At 29.3% G+C, this 25078-nt stretch carries 21 protein-coding genes; 12 read left to right on the top strand and 9 right to left on the bottom strand.

Going from position 1 to position 25078, the window contains the following annotated elements; translation table 11 throughout:
• Positions 1 to 12: 12 nt before the first annotated feature.
• Complete coding sequence (locus KDK92_RS20975) at positions 13 to 1500, bottom strand: methyl-accepting chemotaxis protein (RefSeq protein WP_250861371.1); 1488 nt, start codon at positions 1498 to 1500, stop codon at positions 13 to 15.
• 236 nt (positions 1501 to 1736) lie between these two features.
• Here KDK92_RS20975 and KDK92_RS20970 point away from each other — a divergent pair, with 236 nt between their 5' ends.
• From KDK92_RS20970 to KDK92_RS20945, 6 genes are all read left to right on the top strand, one after another.
• Positions 1737 to 3023 (top strand): AraC family transcriptional regulator, encoded by a 1287-nt coding sequence (locus KDK92_RS20970; RefSeq protein WP_250861370.1) that lies wholly within the window; start codon positions 1737 to 1739, stop codon positions 3021 to 3023.
• A gap of 19 nt (positions 3024 to 3042) precedes the next feature.
• Positions 3043 to 3750 carry a response regulator transcription factor gene (locus KDK92_RS20965; protein WP_250861369.1) on the top strand — a complete coding sequence of 236 codons (708 nt, stop codon included), beginning with the start codon at positions 3043 to 3045 and terminating at the stop codon, positions 3748 to 3750.
• A 3-nt stretch (positions 3751 to 3753) separates the two neighbouring features.
• The gene (locus KDK92_RS20960; RefSeq protein WP_250861368.1) at positions 3754 to 5169 is read left to right on the top strand and encodes a HAMP domain-containing sensor histidine kinase; all 1416 of its coding nucleotides are present in this window, start codon (positions 3754 to 3756) and stop codon (positions 5167 to 5169) included.
• 640 nt (positions 5170 to 5809) lie between these two features.
• The gene (locus KDK92_RS20955; protein WP_250861367.1) at positions 5810 to 6760 is read left to right on the top strand and encodes an ABC transporter substrate-binding protein; all 951 of its coding nucleotides are present in this window, start codon (positions 5810 to 5812) and stop codon (positions 6758 to 6760) included.
• Positions 6761 to 6772: 12 nt separating this feature from the next.
• Positions 6773 to 7639 (top strand): ABC transporter permease, encoded by an 867-nt coding sequence (locus KDK92_RS20950; RefSeq protein WP_250861366.1) that lies wholly within the window; start codon positions 6773 to 6775, stop codon positions 7637 to 7639.
• Positions 7636 to 8388, top strand: a complete 753-nt coding sequence (locus KDK92_RS20945) for an ABC transporter ATP-binding protein (protein WP_250861365.1) — start codon at positions 7636 to 7638, stop codon at positions 8386 to 8388. The genes KDK92_RS20950 and KDK92_RS20945 overlap by 4 nt, the downstream gene beginning before the upstream one ends.
• Positions 8389 to 8431: 43 nt before the next feature.
• Here the strand turns inward: KDK92_RS20945 and KDK92_RS20940 are convergent, their stop codons facing one another.
• From KDK92_RS20940 to KDK92_RS20905, 8 genes are all read right to left on the bottom strand, one after another.
• Complete coding sequence (locus KDK92_RS20940; protein ID WP_250861364.1) at positions 8432 to 10435, bottom strand: sensor histidine kinase; 2004 nt, start codon at positions 10433 to 10435, stop codon at positions 8432 to 8434.
• The gene (locus KDK92_RS20935) at positions 10410 to 11096 is read right to left on the bottom strand and encodes a response regulator transcription factor (RefSeq protein WP_250861521.1); all 687 of its coding nucleotides are present in this window, start codon (positions 11094 to 11096) and stop codon (positions 10410 to 10412) included. Before KDK92_RS20935 ends, KDK92_RS20940 begins: the two co-directional genes overlap by 26 nt.
• A gap of 434 nt (positions 11097 to 11530) precedes the next feature.
• A complete protein-coding gene (locus KDK92_RS20930) occupies positions 11531 to 12307 on the bottom strand; it encodes a class I SAM-dependent methyltransferase (protein ID WP_250861363.1) in 777 nt (258 codons plus the stop codon).
• Between the two features lie 168 nt (positions 12308 to 12475).
• Positions 12476 to 13435: an ABC transporter ATP-binding protein gene (locus KDK92_RS20925; RefSeq protein ID WP_250861362.1), complete on the bottom strand. Its 960-nt coding sequence runs from the start codon at positions 13433 to 13435 to the stop codon at positions 12476 to 12478.
• A 41-nt stretch (positions 13436 to 13476) separates the two neighbouring features.
• A complete protein-coding gene (locus KDK92_RS20920; RefSeq protein WP_250861361.1) occupies positions 13477 to 14031 on the bottom strand; it encodes a GNAT family N-acetyltransferase in 555 nt (184 codons plus the stop codon).
• Positions 14032 to 14115: 84 nt separating this feature from the next.
• Complete coding sequence (locus KDK92_RS20915; protein WP_250861360.1) at positions 14116 to 14574, bottom strand: GNAT family N-acetyltransferase; 459 nt, start codon at positions 14572 to 14574, stop codon at positions 14116 to 14118.
• Between the two features lie 192 nt (positions 14575 to 14766).
• Entirely contained in the window at positions 14767 to 15543 is a 777-nt protein-coding gene (locus KDK92_RS20910; RefSeq protein ID WP_250861359.1) for an ABC transporter permease, read from the bottom strand.
• Position 15544: 1 nt separating this feature from the next.
• Positions 15545 to 16204: an ABC-2 family transporter protein gene (locus KDK92_RS20905; protein WP_250861358.1), complete on the bottom strand. Its 660-nt coding sequence runs from the start codon at positions 16202 to 16204 to the stop codon at positions 15545 to 15547.
• Between the two features lie 347 nt (positions 16205 to 16551).
• On the opposite strand from KDK92_RS20905, the gene KDK92_RS20900 reads away from it, so the two are divergent.
• The 6 genes from KDK92_RS20900 to KDK92_RS20875 all read left to right on the top strand — a co-directional run bounded on the left by KDK92_RS20900 (position 16552) and on the right by KDK92_RS20875 (position 25017).
• Entirely contained in the window at positions 16552 to 17043 is a 492-nt protein-coding gene (locus tag KDK92_RS20900; protein ID WP_250861357.1) for a GNAT family N-acetyltransferase, read from the top strand.
• A 20-nt stretch (positions 17044 to 17063) separates the two neighbouring features.
• Positions 17064 to 17843: a nitroreductase family protein gene (locus KDK92_RS20895; RefSeq protein WP_250861356.1), complete on the top strand. Its 780-nt coding sequence runs from the start codon at positions 17064 to 17066 to the stop codon at positions 17841 to 17843.
• Between the two features lie 245 nt (positions 17844 to 18088).
• The gene (locus tag KDK92_RS20890) at positions 18089 to 20071 is read left to right on the top strand and encodes a sigma-54 interaction domain-containing protein (protein ID WP_250861355.1); all 1983 of its coding nucleotides are present in this window, start codon (positions 18089 to 18091) and stop codon (positions 20069 to 20071) included.
• Positions 20072 to 20320: 249 nt separating this feature from the next.
• The gene (locus tag KDK92_RS20885; RefSeq protein ID WP_250861354.1) at positions 20321 to 21562 is read left to right on the top strand and encodes an MFS transporter; all 1242 of its coding nucleotides are present in this window, start codon (positions 20321 to 20323) and stop codon (positions 21560 to 21562) included.
• Positions 21563 to 21703: 141 nt separating this feature from the next.
• On the top strand, positions 21704 to 23047 hold the full coding sequence (locus KDK92_RS20880) for an amidohydrolase (RefSeq protein ID WP_250861353.1): 1344 nt from the start codon (positions 21704 to 21706) through the stop codon (positions 23045 to 23047).
• 32 nt (positions 23048 to 23079) lie between these two features.
• The gene (locus tag KDK92_RS20875) at positions 23080 to 25017 is read left to right on the top strand and encodes a S9 family peptidase (protein ID WP_250861352.1); all 1938 of its coding nucleotides are present in this window, start codon (positions 23080 to 23082) and stop codon (positions 25015 to 25017) included.
• Positions 25018 to 25078: the final 61 nt, after the last annotated feature.

The following is a 25078-nucleotide window of genomic DNA, read 5'->3' as shown; positions in this document are numbered from 1 at the left end:
TTATTATAGAAATTAGTTTTGTTCTTTAGATAATTTTTCTAATGAAAATACTAAATCATTCAATTCACCAAAATTAGATTCTATATTTTGAACTTTTCCATTTTGCTCATACATACTAGCTAGTACTTCTTCTACAGATGCAGCTGTTTCCTCTGTTATGGTCACTATGGAACTTACTTTAGTATCAATAACACTAAAAGATTCCTTAAGATCATCACATTTAGTATGAATTTTTATTGATTGATTAATAAATTTTTCATTATTGTTCGAAATTTCTTTGAATGAAGATTCTACTTTATCAGTTACATCCATACTCACCGTAATTGCTTTAGAGCCAGACTTAACTTCTTGTGATACTTGAATTGTTTTATTTTTAATTTCATCTATGATAATTCCTATTTCATTTACCAACTGTGTAGAGTTTTCAGCTAAAACTCTTACTTCATCAGCTACAACTACAAACCCTTTCCCATTTTCACCAGCTCTTGCTGCTTCAATAGCAGCATTTAAAGCTAATAAATTAGTTTGTTTAGCTATATTTTGAATTGATTGTAGAATATATGAAATTTTTTCTGTTCTATTATTTAAGTCTTCCATCAAATTTACAGTATTTTTGTTTATCTTGTCTACATCTTTCATTTCATTATTTAAATTTAATACTTCAATATTTCCCATATTCATTACTTTGATTGAAGAATCTGATATTTTTTTCATATCCTTAGATAAACCAGCAATTTCTTCTATAATTTCCTCATTTGAAGTCATGTTATTATTTACAACACCAATGCTCTCAGCTTGTGATGTAACTCTTTGAGTAATTTGTGAAAAGGAAGTTGTTACCTCATCTGAAATATGTCTTGTATCAATTAAATTTTCTTTTAATTCACTACTGAAATTATTTAATACTTTTGCCGATTGTTGAATATCCGATAGTACTCTTACAACCTTTTTAGTGGTTTCTTGTGTAATGGCTTTTTCTTTTATCAAATTATTTCTGTCGTTTACACTGAATTTAACCTGTAGGATCATAAATATAAAAATTATTAGAAACAATCCTAAGGAACTTACAAGATAATTTTTAGCTACTAACTCAATGTGGGAAAATTCTCCTGAAAACCACATTATGATTACCATCACTATATCACTAATTGCAGTAAACAATAATACCTTTAATTCCTGATACAAAGAAATTGCTGTTATAGTTAAAAAAGATATCCCAAAGCTAAGAATAATAGTCTCGCTTTCAGCCACTACTAAAATAGCGTAGAAAAAGCTTAAAAATGCAAATGCTACAAGATATTTAGTGAAATATATAAATTTCTCTCTCTTGTGTATTATGCTCATTACAATAGTTGGAATCAAAATAGGTATTAGAAATTGTAGTGCTGAAATTATATCAATTCCTATAATTATAAAAGCAATAAAGCCAAGCATATTGAGTATTAACAGTAATTTTAGAAAAAACTTATTCCTTGATTTTATAAAGTCTTTTTCATTCATCTTCTTTCCTCCAGTAATAGTAAGTACTGTATAAGTTACAGCATGTTTTTGATGTACATCCTTAAATTTTTAAATAGCCATGAGATTATTTAATTTTAGGTGTATATAAATAGAAGTATAGTACAATTTTAAAAAGCGTTTTTATGTTTAAGTAAGCTTTTTTGAGTTATTTCCATATTGAATTGTTAAAAGAATATTTTTTTATGATATAATATGTTAAATTAGGGGGGCTATCAATGATATTTTCTGACATAGAATCAATAAATATAGATGTACTAAATGAGATGATGGGAATTTTTTATTATTCAAGTTTAATACCTATTAGATTCATAGATACTAATCTTAAAATCCAACAGGTTTTTCCAGAGGAAAACATCTTAGATTTCTCAATTTTCACTGATGAAAAAATAGATTATGAAAAATTTGTTCATGTTTTTTCTAAATGGGGAAGAGCAAGAAAATATTTTTATTATACAAATGATTATCAGTTATCCTATGTTTCTGTAGGACTATGGCATAAAAAGATATTTAGAGGGGTATTAACAGCAGGACCTTTTTTATTATTATCTCCTGACTCATTAGATATAGATAAATTAATTGAAAAACATAAAATGACTTTGAGTATGAAACCTACATTAATGCAATTTTATAATGAACTAAAGGTTGTTGATCATAACAGATTATTATATTTATCAAAATTTCTTATTACTTTAGTTGAAAACAAAATTAATTTATTTGATATTCATTCTTTAAATAATAAAGAAATCAAAAATAAGGCAGAGGAAGTACTTTCTTATCAGATTATAAAAAATAGAGAAGAAAACCTTAAAAGAAATCCATATATTTTATCAAAAGATTTATATGATTATGTGAAGTCTGGTGATTTAAGTAATGCAAAAAAAATTAAAGATAAGTTAAGTAAATATGAGATGGTTGAATTACCAGGAGTGGATCCAATTCGTAATGCCAAAAATTATTTAATTATTCATTGCTCTTCTTTAGCTAGATCAGTAATAGAAGGGGGAGTGGATGCTGATTTTGTCTATACACTTAAGGATACATATTTAAGGTTAATTGAAAGTTGCAACAACTTAACTCAATTAATCACCATTTCAAATAGTGTGCTAGAAGAATTTGTGGAAAGTGTTACTAAATTAGGGCTGATAAAAGTTAAGCCTTCAGTTCAAAAAGCTATTAAATATATTTATGAACATTTAACTGAAGAAATATCTCTTGAACAAGTAGCGAAAAAGGTAAAGCTTCATCCAAAATATCTTTCGGCTCTCTTTAAAAAAGAAATGGGTATCACCTTCCAAAACTATATTTTAAAGCTTAGAATACAAGAAGCTAAGCGTTTGTTGAATTACTCTGACTATTCCATTTTGGATATAGCACTTCAATTTGGGTTTAAAAGTCAAAGTTATTTTACTAACACCTTTAAAAAATATGAAGGTTGTACTCCAAACCAATATAGAAAAAAGAAAATAACACACAATAAGTTTGAAGAGCAAAGTGATAATTAATATAATCGGAGGACACATGATGGAAACTTTAATAAAAGAAAAGAAAATACTAATCATAGATGATGAAGAGGATATATTGAGATTATTATCAACAGTATTATCCAAGGAAGGATTCAAAAATATTTACACTGCAGAAACGGGGATTAAAGGATTACAATTGTTTGAGTCAACACAACCAGATATTATAATATTAGATATTATGCTCCCAGATAAAGAAGGGTATGAAGTATGTAAGAAGATAAGGGAAACCTCAATGGTACCAATTCTTTTCTTATCTGCTAAAACAGAGGAGATGGATAGGATACTTGGTTTTGCATTAGGTGGGGATGACTATATAACAAAGCCATTTAGCCCTAAGGAAGTGTTCTATAGGATTAAAGCGCAGTTAAGAAGAAATGTTATAACTATCAATGATGAAAAGACTTTATCCTTTGGACCTTTTGAAATAAAGGAAGATGAAATGGTGATTTTAAAGAATGGAGTAAATCTTGAACTTAAACCTAAAGAACTCAAACTATTTTTATATCTAGCTAAGAACCCTAATAAGATTATAAGCAAAGAACGCATATGTGATGAGGTGTGGGGCGAGGATTACATAGGATTTGATAATACAATAATGGTACACATAAGAAGGCTTAGAGAAAAAATAGAAGATAATCCTTCAAAACCTAAATATATTATCAATGTTAAAGGGCTTGGATATAAGCTCTCTATAGAAGGTGAATAGTATATGAAATGGAAGTTAACATTTAAGTTTGTAGGTACAGTTATAAGTGTAGTTTTAATAGTTATGATCATAAATATAGTTGCTATTTTTATAGGAATAACGCTGGTAAATGACAATACTGAGATTAGAGATGAAGTTATGTCACAAAATATTAGTCCTGAGCAGTTTGTGAGGGGTTTTCACCATTTCATATTAAATGATAATAATCAGTTAAATGTAAGTGATGAAGGAAAAAAGATGTTAGATGAAGGTGATATATGGATACAAGTACTAGATGAGAATAGTATGGAAGTGTATAATTATCAAAAACCTGAAACTGTTCCCACTAGATACACACCTATTCAGCTTGTTCACAGTTATAAATATATAGATGAGATAAATGATATATCCACTATATTTTTGGGAGATAAAGTTATTAATGATATACAGTATAGTTATATCATGGGTTTCCCTAGGCGTACTGTAAAGAAGCAAGTTTTAATTTATACAGATGATGGATTATTACAAGTAATAAAGAGTATAAGCAAAATTGTGCTTATTATTGATTCAATAATAGCTTTAATATTTGGTTATTTATTTAGCAGAAGACTTACAAAGCCTATAGGAAAAATTATTAAAGGAGTAGAGAAATTAGGAGAAGGCGATTATAATCTTCAATATTCTACAAAAGGAATCTATAAGGATGTTAATTATAATCTTAATAACCTCTCGCATACCCTTAAGGAGAACGAAAAAGAGCGAAAGAAGTTAGATGAAATGAGGGAAGAATGGATAGCTAATATTTCACATGATATAAAAACTCCATTAGCATCTATCAAGGGATATGCAGAACTTCTAAGTGGCGAATATGAGCTTTCTAAAGAGGAGAGTAAAAGCTATACTGATGTAATAGATAAAAAATCTAATTATATAAAAGAACTTGTAGATGATTTGAATTTCACCACAAGGATTAAAAATAATATTTCCATGTTAAAGAAGAAGGAGATAAACTTAGTAAAGTTAGTTAGAGAAGCTGTAATAGATATATTGAATGATCCTATTTATAGCAATAGGGATATTAATTTTGTTTGTGAAGAGAATACTATTTTAAAAGAAATAGACGATATATTAATAAAAAGAGTAATCAATAATTTAATGTATAATGCGCTCATTCATAATGATAATAATGTTAAGATAGAGGTTCAAATTATCAGAGATGAAAATGTACATATATTTGTAAAAGATAATGGAAGAGGAATTAATCCTGATGAGATTAAATACATCTTTGAAAGATATTATAGAGGAACAAATACTGGGGAAAGACATAAAGGTTCAGGGCTTGGAATGGCGATAGCAAAGGATATTGTTAAGGCTCATGGTGGAAATATAAAGATAAGTAGTAAGCTAGGAGAAGGCACTGAGATTGAGGTTATATTGTAAGTTCATAATGAAATAATTTTGTTGACAACTTGCAAATTATAATATATACTTTGTCTTAATACAAAAATTGAATTTTTAAAGCTATGATTGAGAGTAGTAGGTATATGGAGTAATCACAGAGAGTCAAACATTGGTGGGAGTTTGATATTATGAAATTTAGGCACATTCAAAAAATTAAATAGCCATCTTACTCGTTCTTTTAAGTATTTTCGTCGTTACACAATCACTTACATACACTTGTATGCGCGTGTTGAGTGCCTAGAAAATACTCAAAAGCACTTCGGAATCTGACTATTTTATTTTCTTCATGAGCCTTAACCGAATGGACTCATGAGCTGAAGCTGAAATAATAGTAGGTGACACGGGTTCTCCCGTTATAGAGATAAGATATCGGATAAAAAATCCCGTATTTGAAGTGAGATAAAGGTATTTTTATTATACCTTTAATATGAGGTGGTACCGCGATATATTCGCCCTCTATACGCTATTAAGCGTGTAGAGGGCTTTTTTGCGTGCTAAATTTTTATTTTGGAAAGGAGAGATTTTATGAATATGGAATTCACATGAAGTTATTTATATAGAAATGTTTTTTATGGTTTTAGAAATTCGAAAAAATTAAAGAAAATAAGGGAGAGATATTATGACACATAGATTAAGAAAAATAAGTTTATTTATATTTGCAGTAATGTTTATTTTAGCAGGTTGTGGACAAAAAAATAATTCAAATGAGATAATTCAGATTGGAATGACTCAGATAGTAGAACATCCATCACTTGAGTATATAAGAAAAGGCATTGTGGATGCATTAAGTGAAAATGGGTTTAAAGAAGGAGAAAAGATAAATATAGAATTCAAGAATGCTCAAGGGAATATAGAAAATACTCAATTGATTGCAAAGTCATTTGATAAAAAGGATGTTGTTGTAGCAATTACTACTCCAAGTGCACAAGCAGCATTTAACAATTTAAAGGATATGCCTATAGTTTTTTCGGGAGTTACTGATCCAGAGAGTGCTGGATTAATTGGAAAAAATATAACTGGTGTTAGTGATATGACTCCTATTAGAAAGCAGTTAGAATTATTGAAAAGTCTTATACCAAATGCTAAGAGAGTAGGAATTATATATAACTCAAGTGAGTTAAATTCTGAAATACAAGTGAATATTGCAAAAGAAGAAGCTGAAAAATTAGGATTAGAACTTGAAATTTCAAGCATTACTAATACAAACGAGATATCCCTAGCTCTGGATAAAGTCCTTAAAAATGTGGATGCTTTATATACACATGTGGATAACTCTTTAGCATCAGCATATCCATTGATTGTGAAAAAATGTGATGAAGCAAATGTTCCAATAATTGCAGCTGTTGATGATTATGTTAAACAAGGAGCATTAGCGGCAGAAGGAATAAATAATTATAAAGTTGGATATCAAACTGGTGAGATGATTGTAAAAATATTAAATGGCGAAAAGGTTACGGATATTCCGGTTGAGACATTACAGGAGACAGAACTAATTATTAATAAAGAAGCAGTTAATAAATATAGTATAACTTTACCTGATGAGATTAAGGAAAGAGCAATATTTAGATAGGGGGAGAGGGAGATGAATATAGTTTCAATTTTAGAACAAGGATTAATATTTGCAATAACAGCATTAGGAATTAGTATGTCTTATAAAATATTGAACTTTCCAGATTTATCTGTTGACGGTAGCTTTCCTTTGGGAGCTGCTGTTGCATCTACACTTTTAGTAAATGGATATTCACCCGTTATTGCATTGTTAATAGCAACAATGGCAGGAGGAATTTCGGGATTTGTTACAGGATATATCCACACAAAATTCAATATTACTAATTTATTATCAGGAATAATCGTAATGATTGCTTTATATAGTGTGAATTTAAGAATAATGGGAAAGGCAAATATTCATGTTTTCAACCAGGAGCATATATTTAAGAGTAATTATCCAGCATTATTAATTATATTTATATTATTAATCGCATGCAAAGTACTGATAGATTATTTAATGAAAACTAAGTTTGGATATGTGTTAAGGTCATTAGGTGATAATCCTAATGTGGTAAATTCACTTGGATTAGATGATAAGAAATATAAGATAATCGGACTTATGATAGCAAATGGGTTAGTTGCATTATCAGGAGGAATTTTGGCTCAGTATCAAGGATTTGCAGATATAAGTATGGGAACAGGAATACTTGTGACTGGGCTTGCTTCTATTATATTAGGTGAGCAAATATTAAAATCGAACAAGCATATTAAATTAACAACTATGGTTATAATGGGAAGTGTTGTTTATAGATTAATTATTGCTTTATCATTGGAGATTGGGTTTGCAGCAAGTGATTTAAAATTGATAACGGCAGTGATTCTCCTGGGAATATTAGTAATGGATAGCAAAAAGCATAATATAAGAAAGTTATTCACTAAAGAATTAGGGGTGACGAGATGATTGAATTGAAAAAAGTAGTGAAGAAATTCAATACAATAGATGGAGAGAAAGTTATATTTGATAAATTAGACTTGAAAGTTGAGGAGGGCGAATTTATATCCGTAGTAGGAGGTAATGGCGCTGGAAAATCCACTTTCATGAATATGTTAACTGGTGACCTAGAAATAGAAGAAGGTGAAATAATATTTGATAATAATAATATTGAAAAGCTTAATTCTTTTAAAAGAAAGAGATTTATATCAAAAGTATATCAAGAGCCAAGTAAAGGAACCTCATCTAATATGACTGTATTTGAAAATTTATCTATGGCAGATAACAAAGGTAAGAGATTCGGACTTTCATTAGGGTTAAATAAGAAGAGAAAATCTGATTACATTGAGGCATTAAAAGAACTTGAACTAGGGCTGGAAGAGCAATTAAATACAGAAGTGGGACTTTTATCAGGAGGACAAAGACAAGCAATCTCATTGACTATGGCAACATTAAAAACACCAAAATTACTATTATTAGATGAGCATACATCAGCATTAGATCCTAAAACTTCTAAAATAATTATGGAACAAACAAAAAATATAGTTGAAAAGAATAAACTAACCACTATTATGATAACACATAACTTAAAAACTGCATTAGAGTATGGTAATAGGCTCATTATGTTAGATAAAGGGAAAATAGTATTAGATATAAAAGGAAAAGAAAAAGAGACGTTAACGGTGGAGTGTTTATTGAAAAAATGGGGACAGTTTTAACTATCCAAGGGAAAAGCCTTGCTGAAATGCAAGGCTATAAATATTAATCTTTATAGGTTGGCATATTAATAGTCACTTTAAATAAATCACCATCTATATTTATATCAAAATTACCCTTTTGTAATTCAACAAGACTCTTCGCTATTGATAATCCAAGACCACTTCCTTCACTAGTTCTAGACTCATCACCACGTTTGAATCGTTCAGTTAATTCATCAGCATTAATATTAAGTTTAGATGAAGATATATTCTTTAACACAATAGAAGTGGTATTATCTGAAGGAATAACATTAATATAAACTCTAGTATTCTGAAGCGAATATTTCAGTATATTGGATATAAGATTCTCTAATACACGCCATAATAATCTGCCATCAGCTTCAACGAATACTTTTTCTTCAGGATAATCCAGTTGAAAATCTAGATTTGAAGCAACTATCTTATCATCTAGCTCTCCCATACATTGAATTAATAAAGATGATACATCTACTTTTGACAAATTAACAGGAATATCACCACTGGAAGCTTTTGAAGCCTCAAACAAATCATCAGTAAGAGTTTTAAGTCGTTGTGATTTCTGTTCTAATATATTTAAATACTTCTCTGTATTTTTTGAGTCAACTCCCTCTCTTTTTAATAAATCAACATAGTTTATTATAGAAGTAAGTGGTGTTCTTATATCATGAGAGACATTACTAATGAGCTCAGTTTTTAATCGTTCACTTTTAAGTTCATTATTTACAGCAGCTTTCAGACCGCTAGCAATACCATTAATATCTTTAGCTAAATCACTATAAATCCCTTGAGAACTTGTCTTTATCACATAATCCAATTCACCATTTTTAATTTGGTCTACCCCTTGAATTATATTGTTTAAATCAGCAGCTTTTTTAGGAGAAGGAATCATTCTAATTGCTACTGGAAGACTATTGAATAATCTTATTATAAATGAATATATTTTGGCTAAAATTTTATATGATAAATTGTGTTTAATGATTGTTTTGTTTTTAATATGCTTTATTATACTCAATAACAGATTAATACCAAATGAAAATGCTATAGCCAAGAATATTATTAAAAATACATATTGAAAATTGTTGAAATTCCCATCAATAATAGCAAAACAACATCCTATAATAGATAAAGTTGCAATAATATTTACATCTACATACAACTTGTCTATTAAAGTTAGATGAATATTATCATCATTAGCTTTTCGACCAGAATAGATTAAGAGGTAAACGATACAAGCAATAAATCCTACCATTAAAAAGGCAACAAGCGATAAGTACGATAGTAATACCTCACGATCTGCATACCATTTATTAGCTAAAGGATCTAAGAAGGTATCATCAAATGCAATATATAATATATCTTGTGGATAATAACTTAATTTATTTGATGAATAATATTGATTAACCAAGTAATCTGACGAATATTGATAACCATCCTTGTCAAATAATTTATATACAGGTTTAGAAGTAAAAAAGTCTTTAGATTTATTTTGAGAGTTGGAAGTTTCGTATTCTTCACTTGACATGTAATAATATAATCCATCAATATTATTGATTTTTTTAATTAGTTCATTATAAGTATTCAAAGCTTCATTTATATATTTATTTCTATATTTTTCGATTTCTTTAGCATATAATAATTGAAACTTATTTTGTAATTCTTTATCAGAGATTACACCATCATTATATTCTTTTGAATTATGTTTAAAATCACTGTAAAGATTTCTTAATTCCCATGAGTAATTAAAAGAAAAATCAGATTCAGCATCTAATGTCACACCAGACTTAATATACTCTTCACTTTTATATACTTTAAAAATGCTTTCTAAATTATATGAAATATCACTAACCTCATATTTTAAGTCACTACTCTTCAAATAATCATCTTGAAAGATTGCTTCTAATGAAATATTTGTATTTTCATCCATGTAAACAAGAGTAATCAAACTCATTGTTAAGAAAGCAACGGATAATATGAATGCTATTGTTTTTGTAATACTGCTGTATTTAATACTTTTCAATTTTATAGCCAATTCCCCACACCACCTTTAAATATTTTGGTTCCTTTGGATTTATTTCGATTTTCTCTCTAATTCTTCTTATATGAACTGCCACTGTATTTTCAGGGTTGTAAGAAGGCTCGTTCCAAGCGTTCTCATAAATCTGATTTATTGAAAATACCTTCCCAGCGTCTTCTGTTAAAACTTTAAGTATCTTGTATTCAATACGAGTTAGCTTAATCAATTCACCATCTATGGTTACTTCTTTTCGTTCATCATCTACAATTAATTCACCAGTTTTATAAATTCCTGTCTTTGGTACGAAGCTACCAAGAGCTGTATATCTTCTTAGTTGAGATTTAACCCTAGCAATGAGTTCAAGTGGATTGAAGGGTTTTGATACATAATCATCTGCTCCAACATTAAGTCCCATTATCTTGTCCATATCTTCTGATTTTGCTGAAAGCATAATAACTGGTATATTACTAGTCTTTCTTATCTCATTCGTAGCTTTTATACCATCCATTATTGGCATCATAATATCCATTATTACTAAATGGATTTCTTTATCTTTAAGTATATCTAAAGCTTCAAATCCATTATAAGCTTTGAAGATATCATATCCTTCACTTGATAAGTATATTTCTATAGCATCAACAATTTCTTTATCATCATCACATATTAGTATGTTCATCATGTAACACCACCCCAAATTAATATAAGCATATTATATCACTACCTTTCCTTTATATAGATTCCTTAGTGAAATTTAATTTATGCACACCTTAGAAAAAGTTATACGATAACCGTATCAAAATCAGGTCGGTTTAACGTGTTTTGTACATGTATAAATTAATTATTGAACTTGAATCTATTTTGTACTCTATAAAGATGATATCATTTAAATTTTACAAATAACTGTATGTAATTCTTAAGACTTTATTAACTATAGAGATTTCAAGTCAAAACTAAATTTATACATATTCAAAACTCATTGAAGCGCTGTGATTTTGAGATATGTATAAATCAAGATTCACTATAGAATCTCTATAATTGGTTGATAGATTAAAAGAGATATAATACAAATAAAAAAACTGCAAAAGTGATTTTGCAGTTTTAAGAAATTTATTATTTTCTTGCCAAATATAATTCTATCGTGTCATATATAGTTACAGTATTACCGTATTCAAGAATAGTATTTTCAATTTCACTGTATAATAATTTCTTTGTAGAGGATTCCAGCATTCTATGGTCTGAATATGTTTCTAATAATGAAATATAACCTGAAGAGTCAAATACTCGTGTTTGGTGATATAACTTTATTTCTACATCTCTAAAACCATAGGATTGAATAGTTTTTGATATTCTATTATATCTTGCTGTAGTACTTGCAGCAGCACTTTCTATGGATTTATTATCGAATGATGTATATTTTTGGTATATAGTTTGAAATTTTTGATGTAATAAGTCATCTTCTTTCATAGATGGTTTATTCCAAAACAAGGCTAATGTTCCATTATTCTTTAATAGCTTAAATGCCTTTGGATAGCCTATATCTTCAGGAATCCAATGAAATGCTGTTGCAGAGTAAAGAATATCAAAACTATTATCATTACACTCAAAATCCTCAAATGAAGTATTATAAACACTAAAATTATTATATTCTTTAAACTTTTCTTTGGAGTATTCAGCTAGGTTTTTTCCAAGTTCGATGGCTGTTACATCACATCCTGTCATAAGAAAGGGTGTAGTTGCTTGACCAGTACCGATTCCAACTTCTACTGCTTTTTTATTTTGATTAAGTTGTGAGTATTGAATAATATCATTGAATAATTCTTTACAGTATGTTGGCCTCCAATTATCATAATTTTTAACATCTTCATTAAATGTAAAACGTTTGTCCATAATATACCTCCCAAATAAAATAAAATTAATATTTATTCATCTTATATTACTATTGCAATGTAATTATTGCATTGCATTTACCGCACAAAACAAATAGAATGTGGCAATCATTATTTCCATATTATACACTATCAATTATATACCTAATAAAGGACCGCTGGCCTTTTATTAGCTGGTATATATTAATTTAATAATTTCCTCAATACTAGGTTCCTCAACTTTAAAATCCTCAACCGTGAAATTGTTGAACAGGTTCTTTGCAATTTCAGATGTATCCTGTTTGGTTTTTACATTCAACACTAGTTGATTTTTAATCTTATCATACTTTCCATGATGTTTAGATAGTATTCGATTTAAGTTATTATCTTCACCATTAATATTCATTTGCGCAATAACCTTAATAGGAAGATCTGTTATTGTCTTTAACTGATCCACTTTTCCTTTATATACGATATTCCCATGATTTAGAACCAGCATTTCATTACATAATTTCTCTATGTCTTTCATATCATGGGTTGTGAGAAATATGGTTTTTCCCTTATTGTTGATTTCTTGAAGAAAGTCTACAACTTTATGTTTAGATACCACATCTAGTCCTATTGTTGGCTCATCAAGAAATAGTATCTCAGGATCGTGAATCATGCATGCACCAAGTTCTGCTCTCATTCTTTGACCTAGACTTAGTTGTCGTACAGGATGATTTAAAATATCTTCAAGAAACAATTTATCAACTAGATACTCTAGTTGACGCTTGTATTTTTTATCATCCACTTTATAAATACCTTTCAAAAGTTCGTATGTATCTTTTACAGGTAGATCCCACCACATTTGTGTTTTCTGTCCGAACACTACTCCAATATTCTGAACATATTTTTTCCTATCTTTATAAGGAATATAATCTCCTACTTTTACTATTCCATCACTTGGATTCATAATACCTGTAAGGATTTTTATAGTTGTAGATTTACCAGCACCGTTGGGCCCTATATAACCTAAAAATTCTCCTTTTTTAACAGTAAAGTCAACCCCTTTAAGGGCTTCAATTGTTCTTTTATTTCTTCTAAAGAGGCTTTTCTTTTCATACACAGTGTATTCTTTTTTTAGTCCTTGAACAGTAATAAACTCCATTATGTACCTCCTAATGATATATAGTTTAGTGCAGTATATATCTATTCAACTTCTGAATTTAATAAGACCATATGAATATGATCTTCCCATTTTCCATTGATTTTTTGATATTTTGTAGACAGACCTTCATTTTTGAAATTAAGTTTTTCTAATACCTTCAATGAAGCTATATTTTTAGGCATTACAGTACCTTCAATTCTATGAAGGTTATATTCACGAAACATAATATCTATTCCTTTTTTCAGAACCTCTGTTATATATCCTTTATTTGTTTCACTATTATCGATGCTATATCCTACATAACATGATAAGAAAAAGCCTTTTACTATATGACTAAAACAGATTGTTCCAATTATCTTTTTAAAACCGATATCTGTTTTCTTAAATATCCAAAGCCTTAATTGCGTACCATTATCTATATCTAGTATTTCCTGATCCAATGCTTTTTTTCGATTTTCTACTTTATAAAAGTTCTCGCTTCGTAAGGGATCAAACTGCTTTAAGTGTTCTCTATTTCTATTAAAATATTCTAAGACTAAATCAGCAAATGATCCATCTAAAACTTTTAGAACAAGTCTTTCAGTTTCAATTATCATATTATACCTCCTAGATTGTTTCACAAAATACTAAAATTAAGAAATAATAATTTATTATAAATTCCACTCTTCACTTTTATATCATCAATGAGTACATGAGCTCGCTTGAGTACTCATTATGTATCTACTATCAGCAATATTTTCTACAATCTTATATCCATTCCTAAGATATAAATTAAAAGCTCCCTGGTTATTTGCAAATACGTATAAAAATACTTCCTTGTTTTTTTCTTTTGAAATTGAAGCAATATATTTTATAACCTTCGTTCCTATGCCTCTCCCTTGAAATTCATCAAAAATAAAGAAGTCATCAAGCTCAAGCTTTTCTCCATCATTATGTAAGTAATAATAACCTGCTTTAATCCCATCAAAATAAATGCACTGATAGAGTTCTATATTATTTTCTATCTTTCTCTTAACCCAAGTAAAAATCTTTTCGAAATCAAGATTTAAGTTGATTTCATACTTCTCAATAAGCTTTTTATTTAACTCAAATAATATATTTATATCATTGACTGTAGCATTTTGAAATGTTATCTCCATAACTTAACCCCCACGTATTAATGAATAATTTAAGAGTGATACAGTATATCATATAATTGTGTACTTTATATCTTTTCATACAGTTTACATCTTAGTATATCTAACTGTTTCTTCAGATTTTTATTCTCTTCTTCAAGTTGCTAATCTTTTTATCTTTAGCAATAATAATAATACCTTTTAATTTGATTTATTCTATGTTCCAGCACTTGAATACTTCTTAATTCCAGAAGTCCATATGATATATGATATTGGAGTCATAACTATAATTGCTAAAAGTGGTGTCATTAAATAAAATATATTATCCGATTTTCCCGTGTAATAAAGAAGTGGATAATAGTTTATTGAGAAAAATGGAATTATAAAGGTTAAAATGAAACTGAAGACGTTATGGTATATTGACGCTGGATACTGAGCAGCTGTTCGTGTTGAATAGTGTCCTAGAATAATTATATCTTTATTCTTGCCTGTCCAAAAAGCTGTTGATGCAAGAATGAGACTTACCTGAAAATTTATCAAGGTTGATGCTATTATTAAGAAGGGTAAGTATAGATAGATACTATTATTTATGAAAGTACATTTAGAAAGCCCCCAAATTCCTACTGCTGCAGCTTGAGTAATCATACCTATTCTTTTAAAGTCAACTTTTCTTAGCATCATCTGTATAAGTGGGGATACAGGTCTAATAAGCAAGGTATCAAATGTACCTTTAAGAATATATGTTTCAAATTTATTGAATTCTTCTCCAAACAACCTACAAAAACCAAAGCCAAGTTCAATAATTGCATACATAAGAGCAATCTCATGAAGTTGCCATCCATCAATATTTTTAAAACGTAATAGTATAAATACTATTATTAGAAAGTCTCCAAACAGTGCTAAAATATTTCCGATTGTACTAACAAAAAAATCGAATTTATATTGTGTTTGACTTTTGAAGGATGCCTTGAAGAGAGTTAAAAAAATTTTCATATTAACCTCCTTGGATAGCCATTTTTTTAGTTAACCTAGCTGTAAGTAAATAAGCTATTATAAATAATATGAATATCCAAATCCATTGATTAACACAGGCTTTGAATAGACTATATTCGCCTAGATATACTGCAGTAGGAACATACGACGTGTATGCAAATGGTAAACTCATGACTATCTGTTTAAAAGCTTCTGGATAATATTTCAATTGAATAAATGCACCACTGAATATGGCAGTCGCAAAATAATATATACTTTGAACACCATTTATTGATAAGAATTTTATACTCCAAAGTCCAATAAAATAATTGATAAAGAATGCGATTATCACTCCATTAGATAATGTTATAAAATAGGGGATAACTTGATTAAGATTTGGAAGAGACACTCCCATGACTAATACACCGAAAAGAAAAATTGGTATTGATTTAAAAAGGAAATTGTAAAAAATATGACCTGTGATTTCAGAAAAGCTGTTGTATAGTAGACTGTATGGCCGTAACATTTCATAGGCGATAGAACCACTTGTGACTTTTTCAGGTATGTAACATCCATATGGGAAAAACATTACAAGCCAAAGTCCAGCTTGGTTAACCATGAGATAAGTAACTGTTTTCATACCTTCAGGGGTGTTTCCTAATACAGAGAGCCATATTCTCACATTAATATAACCGAAGACGATACTTCCAATATTATTTATAATGTGATTCAGCGTATAGACACGATCTCTTTGAAAGGATTTTTTAGCTAAACATAATCCTCTAAAAATATTAACCACCTCCATTAATAAGATTAAGTACTTTTCGTGAAATGCGATTTTGTTAGGGTAGATAAGCCCCAATTGCGAGCGGAAATTCAGTATATCACAAAAAATTCCATTATTCAATATATTTTTGGAAATCAATACAATAATGTTAATAACTTTATTAGCAAAAGTCAATGTGATATATTATTACTATAATGGCATTAAACTGGAAAGTACTTAATGACTAAGAGAGGTGAAATTTAATGAAGATTAACCTAAAAAGAACTCTAAGCAAAGAGGTTGAAAGTTCATATAAATGGGGAATAGAATATTTAACGGTTGATGGAATAGAATTAACAGAAAGGCTTAAGTGTTATCTATCAAAATTTACAGAAGGCATATTAGATCCTGATATAGCAGGGAAAAAACCAGATAAGTTCATTGAAAATCTTCAAAACAGTGTTTTTGGAGAGTTTTCTAAAAGATACATCATAACGGCATATGATAAAGAGGAAGTGGTAGGGATTCTTATTGGTATTCCAATAAATGAACGTAGATTACATATCTATTCATTGCATGCTTCAGCTGAATATCGTGGAAAAGGTGTTGGGTCTGATTTATTAACTAGATGTATAAATGATATGTATAAAAATGACTTTGAAGAGATTAGTTTAGATGTGCATAGTGATAATAAACCAGCTTATAATTTATATAGAAAATTCAATTTCTTAGAAATTAAAGATAATATTAAATAGTATAAACGGGGGGAATATTTATGAATTCAACATTAGAGTTATTAAATAATAGGATGTCTCTTAGGAAATATGCAGACAAGCCTATCAATGAACAGGAATTAGATATAATTCTGCAAGGAGCATTGAGAGCACCAACGGCGGGGAATATGATGTTATATTCAATATTGGTTATTAAGGATGAAGAAAAGAAAAAAAGGTTGAGTGAAACATGTGATAATCAACCGTTTATTGCTACTGCACCAGTTGTATTGATATTCCTAGCTGATATTGAGAGAACTTATGATTACTTTAAACATTGCAAGGTTGAAGAAATGTGCAAGGAAAGAGAAATTGAGTATAGAGAACCAGGTTCAGCAAGTTTATTCTTAGCAGCAAGTGATGCTTTGATTGCGGCACAGAATGCAGTTATAGCAGCAGAATCTATAGGGGTAGGATCATGTTATATTGGTGATATTGTAGAGAATTATGAAATTCATAAAGAAATGTTTAATTTACCGAATAAGGTATTCCCTATAGGAATGCTTTGCTTAGGTCATTATCCAGAAGATATGAAGAGAAGGATAAATACAAGACATGATAAAAAGTATATTGTATTTGATGAGGAATATAAACATCTCACAGGAGAAGAATTTAATGATATGTACGACAGGTTAGAAAGAAAACTACCAAAGGATAATAAATTTGGAGCAAAAAACATAGGACAGATTATGTATTTAAGAAAATTTGGATCTGAGTTTTTTAGAGAGATGGAAAGGTCAGTAGAACTTATATATAAGCATTGGAAAGGGAACATTGTGTAAGAAATAATTATATAAATTTGATAGTAATGCTGAAAGAGGATCCAGAGCCCGTATGAGATGTAAGAAATAAGTATATAAATTTGAGAGGCTATCTAGGATAATAGTTAAACCACTTATATTTTAGGTGGTTTATTTTTTATTTGATAACTAACTACAAAATAATGTATGATTTGATATAATGTTTTTAGAAAATAAGTGTAAAGTTCCATAAGTAAGTTTTGGAAAAAAGTCATATTGAATAGGAAGTGATTATTCTGAAGAGTGTAGTAATAGTAACAGATTTTCAAGGAGAATTATCAGCTGAATTAGAAGAAAACCTAAAGTTTGTTTTTCAAAATAAAATAATCATAGAGCATTGTCATTTAAATTCTATGAGTAAGGACCATATAATAGATGGTGATGTTATACTTATAATGCTTGAAAATAGAATAGAGCGGGTAATTAATAATGTGAAGAATAAGGAAAAGATAATAGTGATATCTAGAACTATTCTTGAAGAAAAAGCGCTTCAAATATTAGAGATACCTGAAAATAGTAAAGTTCTCGTTGTAAATGACTACTATGAAACAACTCTTCAGTTAACTTCACTACTATATAAGTTAAAATTTAAAGATTTACAGTTTGTTTCATATAAAGAAGGAGAAGATTATGGGGATATTAATTATGCAATATCTCCTGGTATTAAAGAAAGAGTTCCTTCTTATATATCTAATATTATAGATGTGGGGGTTAGATGTCTTGATACATCTACTTTTTTACTTATAATCAGTAAGCTTGAGATGAATGATAAAGAGGTTCACAATAGATTATTAAAGTATATAAATAAAATAGTTACTGTTGACGAAGGAATTAAAGAGAAATACAAAGAACTTTACAAAAAAAATGAACGCCTTAAGTCTATTTTAGAAAAATCGAATGATGGAATAATTCTTATAAATAATTCTGGAGACATTTTACTTTGTAATGATAAGTGTAAAGAAATGATTGGGAATAAGGAGTTTAATCAAAGTTACAATATTAAAGATATATTTACTTATGATTACATGGCGTTAATTAAAAGTAGAGACATTGATAATGAAATTATTCAAATAAATAAAAAATTCCTAATGGTATCTGTGAAAACATCTATTTTATATAACGATGCTTGGGAAAAGATTATAATTTTAAAGGATATAACATATATTAAAAAGCTTGAACAGACTATAAGCGAAAAATTAAAATCTACAGGTCTTACAGCAAAATATACCTTTGATAAAATAATATATGTTTCTAAGAAGATGGATGAATGTATAAAAATGGCTGAAAGATTTGCCACAACTGACAAAACGACTTTGATATATGGTGAAAGCGGTACGGGTAAAGAACTTTTAGCCCAATCTATTCATAATAGTTCCAAAAGAAAAAAACAACCATTTGTTGCTATAAACTGTGCAGCACTTCCCGAAAGCCTTTTAGAAAGTGAACTTTTTGGTTATGATAAAGGTGCGTTCACTGGTGCTAGAAAAGAGGGGAAAAGTGGGCTATTTGAACAAGCTAATAATGGTACTATATTTTTAGATGAAATAGGAGATATGCCTTATTCTCTTCAATCTAGACTTTTAAGGGTCATTCAAGAAATGCAGGTTATGAGAATTGGAAGTGATAAGGTAATAGATATTGATATTAGAATTATAGCTGCAACAAATAAAAATCTAATTAAAGAGGTTGAATGGGGAAGCTTCAGAGAAGACCTTTATTACAGATTAAATGTTTTACCTCTTAAGGTTCCAGCTTTGAGGGACAGAAAGGAAGATATTATTCCTCTTTTTCAGGAGTATTCTAATGGGGACAAGGTTCTTAACAATTCTATTGAAAAAGCACTTCTTAGTCATAAATGGAAAGGAAATGTTAGAGAGTTAAAAAATGTTGCTGAATATTACGCACTTATGAAAGATACTTCAAATCCTTTACCTGAAATATTTATAATAAATGAAGAAAATGAGGAGGAAAACCATATAGAAAAACGTGTGCTGGAAATATTGGAGGAGTATTCAAAAGAAACAGGCGGTATTGGAAGAAAAAAAATTCTTGAGCAATATAATATAAAATATCTTAATGAAGGTATTTCGGAATATAAGTTAAGAAATGTTATTGAAGAATTGAAAGTACGAGGATATATTGAAAAATATATAGGTCGTAATGGATGTATTATTACGAAAAACGGAATGCATTATCTAAGAAAAAAATAAAGTGGAATATGGTGAAGATAAAGTGGGTTATGGATGAAAAAACATAATCCACTTTATTAATTATCTAAAGAGAATATTGTTGAAAAATATTGAGAGAATCTTAAAAATCGTTAAAAATAGTTAAAATTCTTTAAAAAAATATGATTTTTTTAATAATTTAAAAGTTGGCACGGTTATTGCGTATATATTATTACGTGGTTGATAAAATACAATCACAAAATCTTCAATAACTATGGAGGAGAGGGTAAAATGAAAGGAAAAATCAATAAAAATTGGATAACGCTTTTGATACTAGCTTTGGCAGGGGGACTTGTGTACAAAATACCGTATATAGGGTATTCATACTATGATGCTATTGTTGAGGCATTAGGAGTAAATAATACTCAATATGGTGTATTAACAAGTGCGTTTGGCTGGGCATCATTTGTGTGTTATTTCCCAGGAGGATGGATTGCAGATAGGTTTAGTCCGAAAGCGCTATTATCGGTTTCATTTATTTCTATGGGTTGTTTAGGACTATTCTATTCAACGTTCCCTTCGTACAATATGGTTTTATTAATACATATAGCATACGGTGCGATTGTTTGTTTAACTTACTGGTCAGTTGCTATTAAAGCGGTAAGACTTTTAAGTACTGGTGGAGATCTTGGTAAAATGTTTGGATTCTGGGAAGGTGGAAAACAAATATCAGGTCTTGTTATTTCATATTCAGCATTAGCTGTTTTTGCTAAATTTAATGAAGCAAAATTAGGAATAACTACAATAATTATTATTTATTCTGTAGTATTAATCTCTGTTGGTGTAGCGTTATTATTTCTTCTTAAGAATATTAAAACTAATGAAAAGACTGCAATTTCAATAAAAGATATGCTTACAATAATTAGAGATCCAAGAGCTTGGTTAATTGGTGCAATGATCTTTAGTGCGTACCACTTCCATATTGGATTAAATAAGATTACTCCATATTTAACACAAGTATTTGGTGTAAGTGGAACAACAGCATCAGGTATTTCTATGTTTGTTCTTTATGTTGTAGGATTTATTGGAGCAGCAACAGCTGGTATCCTTGTTGATAAGTTTGGTTCAACATTAAAAGTTGTAAGATCCTTAGTAGTACTTGCGATTATCTGTATGATAGCTTATATTGTAGTTCCTGCAAAACCAGAATTATCATTTGTTATAATCGGAATTTGGGCTATAGCTCAATTTGCAAACTTTGCAATTAGAGGAATTTACTTCTCATCTCTTGGTGAAGTAAATATTTCTAAAGAAAAGACTGGAATTTTCATAGGATTCGCATCATTTGTAGGATTTATTCCAGATACTTATTACCATATATTCATGGGTTCAATAATGGATTCTAATCCAGGAGCTACAGGATTTAAGTATATATTTGCTTATATGCTTCTTATGACAGTTATCTGTTTTGTTATAGTATCTATACTTTACAAAAAGGCTAAAGCTTATAAAGAACCAGAACTTCAAGCATAATAGATAAAAAACTGTAGTATATTACACCAAGCTGAATATTTTATAGGCTTGGTGTAAATATCCTTTATGGTGTAATTAGAAAATTATTTAAATATAAAATTACCTTAAAATCATATACAAAGAAAAATGAGGGTTATTAAGATGGAAATAAAAAAAATTAAAGAATCAGCATATGATGCTGTTGACAGAATTAAAAATTATATTGAGGCTATTGGAGAATCTGTATATGGAATGCCGGAATCAGGGTTTAAAGAATTTAATACAAGTGAACTAGTAAAAAAAGAATTTGAAAAAATGGGATTAAAGTGTGTAACACTTGGCAATATACCAGGAGTTAAGGCTACTATAGATACAGGAAAAGAAGGACCAGGAGTAGCTGTCATAGGAGAGTTAGATGGAGTAATATGCAGTCAACATAAAGATAGTGACAATGAAACAGGGGTTGTGCATGCTTGTGGTCATAATATAATGATTGCTGATATGCTTGGTGTTGCAAAAGTTATGATGGAAAGCATGGTTTATGATGAACTTGTAGGAAAGATCCACTTTATTGCAGCTCCAGCAGAAGAATACCTTGAAATGGATTTTAGAAGTGAGCTTATGGAAAAAGGAATAATAAAATATCCAACAGGGAAAGCAGAACTCATTCATAGAGGAGTTTTTGATGATGTGGATATTTGTGTTATGATACATGCTTTAGAAGGTACCCATAAGGTGATACTGGAATCAGGAAGTAATGGATTTATAGCTAAAAAAACTAAATATATTGGAAAAGCATCTCATGCTGCTTCAGCACCAGATAAGGGAGTAAATGCTCTTTATGCAGCAAATTTAGGACTTATGGCTATCAATTCAATAAGAGAAACATTTAAAGAAGAATCGGCACTAAGAGTTCATCCCATGATAACTAAGGGTGGAGATGCTGTAAATGTAATTCCAGCTGAGGTTACTCTAGAAACATTTGTTAGAGGAAGTAATATACACGATGTAGTTGAAGCAAATTATAAGGTTAATAGAGCTATTGTTGGTGGAGCGGTAGCAATGGGAGCAAAGGTAGAAATTGAGGATACTCCAGGGATGTTCCCTCTTGTAGTTGATGAGAGATTAAGAAATGTTGCTAAAGAGGTTGGAATTGAATTAGTTGGAGAAGATGCAGTAACAACTGTTCCGCCAAGTAAAGGGTCAACAGATCTTGGAGATGTTTCTTCAATTATGCCAGTAATAGAAACTTGTATAGGTTGCATTAGTGGAGGATTGCATAGTCCAGACTATATAGTAAGCAACAAAGAGACTGCCTATGTAACTGGAACGAAATTTTTAACAGGAATGGTTATAGAATTGCTTAGTAATAATTCAAAAAAAGCAAAAGAGATAATTAAGGGATATAAACCAGTGTTTAATTATAAGCATGAATATTTTGCGTATGCTGATAAATTATTTTTAAAGGATGTATATCCTAAATGCGATTGCATGACAGATAAATAAGAGTAATTATTATTTATAGAAAGAGGGATTGTATGGAAAATATAAAAATAGACGATATATGTAGATTTAAATTTCTTTCTAATATTAAATTTGATTCTAAAGGAGATAATGCTTGTTTTTTAGTTCATGAGGCTAATGTAGATAAAAGGGGATATAACTCTAATTTATGGATATATACTGGAACTAGTGAAGAATATCATCAAATTACCTGTTTAGATAAAGGGAAAAATTTTATGTGGGATAAAGATGATAAACACATAATATTTCAAGATTATAGAGAACAAAAAGAGGATTCTACAAAATATTTTAAAGTACATATAAATGGTGGACAAATTGAGGAGTACTTTGAAATTGGTAGAAAAGTTAACAGTATAGAATTCATTAATGAAAATCAATATTTATTTACATCAACTGATAATCCTGTAAAAGAAAAAGAACTTCACCAAGTTGAAGGTGATTATGTCATTGTTGACGAAATTCCATTCTGGAATAATGGTTCAGGATATATTAGTAAAAATAGAAATAGATTATATATTTTTAATGTGGAGACAGGAAAATATTCACCAATTACAAGTGAATATATGAATGTTGAAAGTTATACATTCCAAGATAATAAGATACTTTTTATTGGACAAGAATATGAAAACAAAATGAGGGTAGAAAACAATATATTTATGTACGATATTGAAAGACAAGAAATTATTCAAATTTCACCTGAAGATAGATTTTCATATAGCTATGCATCATTCATTGACAAAGATGAAGTGATATTCAGTGGAAGTGATATGATTAAACATGGAAATAATGAGAATCATAAATTTTTTATTATGGATTTGAAGACAAAAGGTATAAAGTGTTTAACGCCAGAACTTCAAGTAAGTCTTTGGAATACTGTAGGGTCGGATTGTAGATATGGCTCATCTCCTACAATGAAAATGAAAAAAGATAAACTTTATTTTACTACAAGTGAAGAGGGACATTCTTATCTTAATAGAATTGATAAACATGGTAAAATAGAAAGAATTTTAGAAGAGAATGGTTCTGTAGATAGTTATGATATATATGGAGAAAAGGTAGCGTTTATCGGTATGAGAGGAAACAAGCTTCAAGAGATGTACTTGAAAAACGGTATAGAAGAAATTCAAAAAACTCATATTAATAAATGGGTAATGGAAGAGAGAAAAATATCAAAACTTGAGAGAATAAGTACAGAATCAGATCCAGGAATAATTGTAGATGGATGGGTTATGAAACCGGTAGATTTCGAAGAAGGTAAGAAATATCCTGCTATCCTTAATATACATGGGGGTCCTAAAAGTGCTTTTGGAGAAGTATTTTTCCATGAAATGCAGTATTGGGCTGGAAAAGGATATGTGGTATTTTTCTGTAATTTGAGAGGAAGCAATGTAAAAGATAATGCTTATTCCGATATAAGAGGAAAATACGGAGCTGTTGATTATAAAGATATAATGTGTTTTACTGATGAAGTTTTGAAAAAATGTCCATATATTGACGAAAAGAGATTAGGAGTTACTGGTGGTTCTTACGGCGGATATATGACTAACTGGATAATTGGTCATACTGATAGGTTTAAGGCTGCTGTTTCGCAGAGAAGTATATCAAATTGGATATCTAAATTTAATACTACTGATATAGGATATTACTGGGTCGAAGACCAAAATAAAGCAACTCCGTGGAGTGATGTAAATAAGCTATGGGATCATTCTCCTGTGAAATATGCTGATAAAGTTAAAACACCTACATTATTCATACATGCAGATGAGGATTATAGATGTTACTTTGCCGAAGGTATTCAAATGTTTACTGCTCTTAAATACCACAATGTAGAATCAAAATTCTGCATATTTAAGGGAGAAAACCATGAATTAAGCAGAAGTGGAAAACCAATTAATAGAATAGGAAGATTAAAAGAAATCACAGAGTGGTTTGATCTTCATTTGAAAGTATAGGACAAGTTTTTAGGTTATTTATTTTAAATTACCTAAGGGAGTTCATTGTTGATATAATTAA

Source organism: Oceanirhabdus seepicola (assembly GCF_023684385.1).
GTDB classification, from domain to species: domain Bacteria; phylum Bacillota; class Clostridia; order Clostridiales; family Clostridiaceae; genus Oceanirhabdus; species Oceanirhabdus seepicola.
This window is presented reverse-complemented; position numbering and strand designations above follow the sequence as displayed.

What these genes read in the sequence shown, in the direction of transcription:
- KDK92_RS20975 (WP_250861371.1), bottom strand. Translation starts at nt 1,500, where the DNA reads ATGAATGAAAAAGACTTTATAAAATCAAGGAATAAGTTTTTTCTAAAA.
- KDK92_RS20970 (WP_250861370.1), top strand. Translation starts at nt 1,737, where the DNA reads ATGATATTTTCTGACATAGAATCAATAAATATAGATGTACTAAATGAG.
- KDK92_RS20965 (WP_250861369.1), top strand. Translation starts at nt 3,043, where the DNA reads ATGGAAACTTTAATAAAAGAAAAGAAAATACTAATCATAGATGATGAA.
- KDK92_RS20960 (WP_250861368.1), top strand. Translation starts at nt 3,754, where the DNA reads ATGAAATGGAAGTTAACATTTAAGTTTGTAGGTACAGTTATAAGTGTA.
- KDK92_RS20955 (WP_250861367.1), top strand. Translation starts at nt 5,810, where the DNA reads ATGACACATAGATTAAGAAAAATAAGTTTATTTATATTTGCAGTAATG.
- KDK92_RS20950 (WP_250861366.1), top strand. Translation starts at nt 6,773, where the DNA reads ATGAATATAGTTTCAATTTTAGAACAAGGATTAATATTTGCAATAACA.
- KDK92_RS20945 (WP_250861365.1), top strand. Translation starts at nt 7,636, where the DNA reads ATGATTGAATTGAAAAAAGTAGTGAAGAAATTCAATACAATAGATGGA.
- KDK92_RS20935 (WP_250861521.1), bottom strand. Translation starts at nt 11,096, where the DNA reads ATGAACATACTAATATGTGATGATGATAAAGAAATTGTTGATGCTATA.
- KDK92_RS20930 (WP_250861363.1), bottom strand. Translation starts at nt 12,307, where the DNA reads ATGGACAAACGTTTTACATTTAATGAAGATGTTAAAAATTATGATAAT.
- KDK92_RS20925 (WP_250861362.1), bottom strand. Translation starts at nt 13,435, where the DNA reads ATGGAGTTTATTACTGTTCAAGGACTAAAAAAAGAATACACTGTGTAT.
- KDK92_RS20920 (WP_250861361.1), bottom strand. Translation starts at nt 14,031, where the DNA reads ATGATAATTGAAACTGAAAGACTTGTTCTAAAAGTTTTAGATGGATCA.
- KDK92_RS20915 (WP_250861360.1), bottom strand. Translation starts at nt 14,574, where the DNA reads ATGGAGATAACATTTCAAAATGCTACAGTCAATGATATAAATATATTA.
- KDK92_RS20910 (WP_250861359.1), bottom strand. Translation starts at nt 15,543, where the DNA reads ATGAAAATTTTTTTAACTCTCTTCAAGGCATCCTTCAAAAGTCAAACA.
- KDK92_RS20900 (WP_250861357.1), top strand. Translation starts at nt 16,552, where the DNA reads ATGAAGATTAACCTAAAAAGAACTCTAAGCAAAGAGGTTGAAAGTTCA.
- KDK92_RS20895 (WP_250861356.1), top strand. Translation starts at nt 17,064, where the DNA reads ATGAATTCAACATTAGAGTTATTAAATAATAGGATGTCTCTTAGGAAA.
- KDK92_RS20885 (WP_250861354.1), top strand. Translation starts at nt 20,321, where the DNA reads ATGAAAGGAAAAATCAATAAAAATTGGATAACGCTTTTGATACTAGCT.
- KDK92_RS20880 (WP_250861353.1), top strand. Translation starts at nt 21,704, where the DNA reads ATGGAAATAAAAAAAATTAAAGAATCAGCATATGATGCTGTTGACAGA.
- KDK92_RS20875 (WP_250861352.1), top strand. Translation starts at nt 23,080, where the DNA reads ATGGAAAATATAAAAATAGACGATATATGTAGATTTAAATTTCTTTCT.